This is a genomic window from Gammaproteobacteria bacterium (genome assembly GCA_003696665.1).
Classification (GTDB): Bacteria; Pseudomonadota; Gammaproteobacteria; order Enterobacterales.
This window is the reverse complement of sequence record RFGJ01000272.1, coordinates 1-2003: the sequence shown is the minus strand read 5'-3', so window position 1 is coordinate 2003 and position 2003 is coordinate 1. Positions and strand designations below refer to the sequence as shown.

The 2003-nt window shown below is 48.5% G+C and carries 3 protein-coding genes; 1 reads left to right on the top strand and 2 read right to left on the bottom strand.

The genetic code is table 11. The annotated features are described in order from the left end of the window. Window positions 1-2: 2 nt before the first annotated feature. Window positions 3-608, bottom strand: coding sequence for a peroxiredoxin C (locus D6694_07550; protein ID RMH42858.1), 606 nt, complete (start codon window positions 606-608; stop codon window positions 3-5). Window positions 609-655: 47 nt separating this feature from the next. Continuing rightward, complete coding sequence (grxD, locus tag D6694_07545) at window positions 656-997, bottom strand: Grx4 family monothiol glutaredoxin (protein ID RMH42859.1); 342 nt, start codon at window positions 995-997, stop codon at window positions 656-658. 478 nt (window positions 998-1475) lie between these two features. On the opposite strand from grxD, the gene D6694_07540 reads away from it, so the two are divergent. After that, window positions 1476-2003, top strand: a 528-nt coding sequence (locus D6694_07540) for a ribonucleoside-diphosphate reductase subunit alpha (protein RMH42857.1), incomplete at its 3' end; no start/stop codon positions are given.

Sequence of the window (2003 nt, the reverse complement as noted above, 5' to 3'; positions counted from 1 at the left end):
CTTTACAGTTTGTCTGCTTCTTCCGCCAGGTACTCTGCCACACCTTGGGGGTCAGCCTTCATACCTTTTTTGCCTTTTTGCCAACCCGCAGGGCACACTTCACCATGCTCTTCATGGAATTGAAGCGCATCGACCATACGGAGCATTTCGTCGATGTTCCGTCCAAGCGGCAAGTCATTGACCACTTGATGACGGACAATGCCATCGCGGTCAATCAGGAACGAACCACGGAATGCCACGCCCGCCTCTGGATGCTCAACGTCGTAAGCGCGGCAAATTTCGTGCTTGACGTCGGCAACAAGAGTATAGCCCACAGGCCCAATGCCACCCTTCTCGACCGGCGTATTACGCCACGCATTGTGGGTAAATTGCGAATCAATCGAAACCCCGATCACCTCAACACCGCGATCTTGGAATTCTTTCAACCGATGATCAAAGGCGATCAATTCCGACGGACAGACGAAAGTGAAATCCAGAGGATAGAAGAACAAGACAGCGTACTTGCCTTTGGTGGCTTCTTTAAAGTTGAACTTGTCAACAATCTCGCCATTTCCCAATACCGCTGCCGCAGTGAAATCCGGCGCTTCACGCCCAACCAATACGCTCATGGAGTACCTCCTTATGTTGTTGTTTGACTTCGTTTGATAAAAGCTTTTCAGGCATCATCAGATGTTTTCGCTGCCTGCTCAAGCAGGGGTTTCAATTCTCCGTTTTGGTACATTTCGAGCACAATATCGCAGCCGCCGATGAGCTCGCCGTTCACCCACAATTGTGGAAATGTTGGCCAATTCGCATACTTGGGCAGTTCCGCCCGTATGTCGGGATTTTCCAAAACATCCACATAAGCAAATGGTTGGCCACAGGCCATCACAGCTTGCACCGCTTGCGCTGAGAAACCACACATAGGAAACTTTGGCGAGCCCTTCATATAGAGCAGAATCGGGTTTTCGGCGATTTGCTTTTTGATACGCGCTAGCGTGTCCTGATTTTCACTCATTGGAACCTCTTTATGTCTAGGCTGCTGAAAAACTGTCGTGATTCTACCCTGCTGTCTCGAAATTGGCCACTGGTGCCAAAGATATTGGGACGATTCTTTGGAATTCAAGAGCACAACAAAGGCGAGCATATAACCTCGAACTATATATTTCGGTTATGTAGAACAAAAAAATCTAAATCGCCCTGAAATCCGGCAGAACAATGCAACCACTTGTCCCTATTTGATTTTTGCGGCTTTTACACCGTTTATCCACATTTTATTGCCAGTATTGTCACAAACTTATTGATTGACCACTCCACATCATCTTGGTAGTCTGCTATAAATCAGACACTATATATAGTGATTTCTGAAGCACGCGAGTGCACCCGTTTTGGCGCTTAAAATAACGATGAACACCGCCAAGCCCAAAGCAGCGCTCGCCTGACGTTAAAGACAGTACGAATTCAATTGATGTCATGAATCATTAAGGGTGCGTTATATGGAAACCGAAAACATCATCGCTGAACTGGAAAAAAAACCGCTCACTTCGAACCTAGAGAAGCAACACTCCGCCCCAAAAACCGATCACAACATTCAAGTAATTCGCCGAAATGGCAAGGTCACTCCATACGATGACACAAAAATCAAGGTGGCCATGACCAAAGCCTTCTTGGCCGTGGAAGGCGGGCAGGCCGCGATGTCCGCCCGTATTCGAGAAACGGTTGATCGGTTAACCAAACAGATTACCGCAACATTTGTCCGCCGTATGCCCAATGGCGGCACCATCCATATTGAAGACATCCAAGATCAGGTTGAATTGGCCTTGATGCGCGCTGGTGAACACAAAGTCGCGCGTAGTTATGTTTTGTACCGGGAAGAGCACGCCAAACTGCGCGAGCAACAACAAAAGGCTAAATCGGACAAAACGCCGGAGGCCCTTCCCAACATCATCAGACATGACGGCAGCCGTTCGCCTTTGGACGAACAACGATTGCGCACGATTCTCGAAGAGGCGGTACGAGGACTG

Bases quoted from the DNA above. Each gene is read 5' to 3' on its own strand.
- D6694_07550 (RMH42858.1), bottom strand. From the start codon at position 608: ATGAGCGTATTGGTTGGGCGTGAAGCGCCGGATTTCACTGCGGCAGCG.
- grxD (RMH42859.1), bottom strand. From the start codon at position 997: ATGAGTGAAAATCAGGACACGCTAGCGCGTATCAAAAAGCAAATCGCC.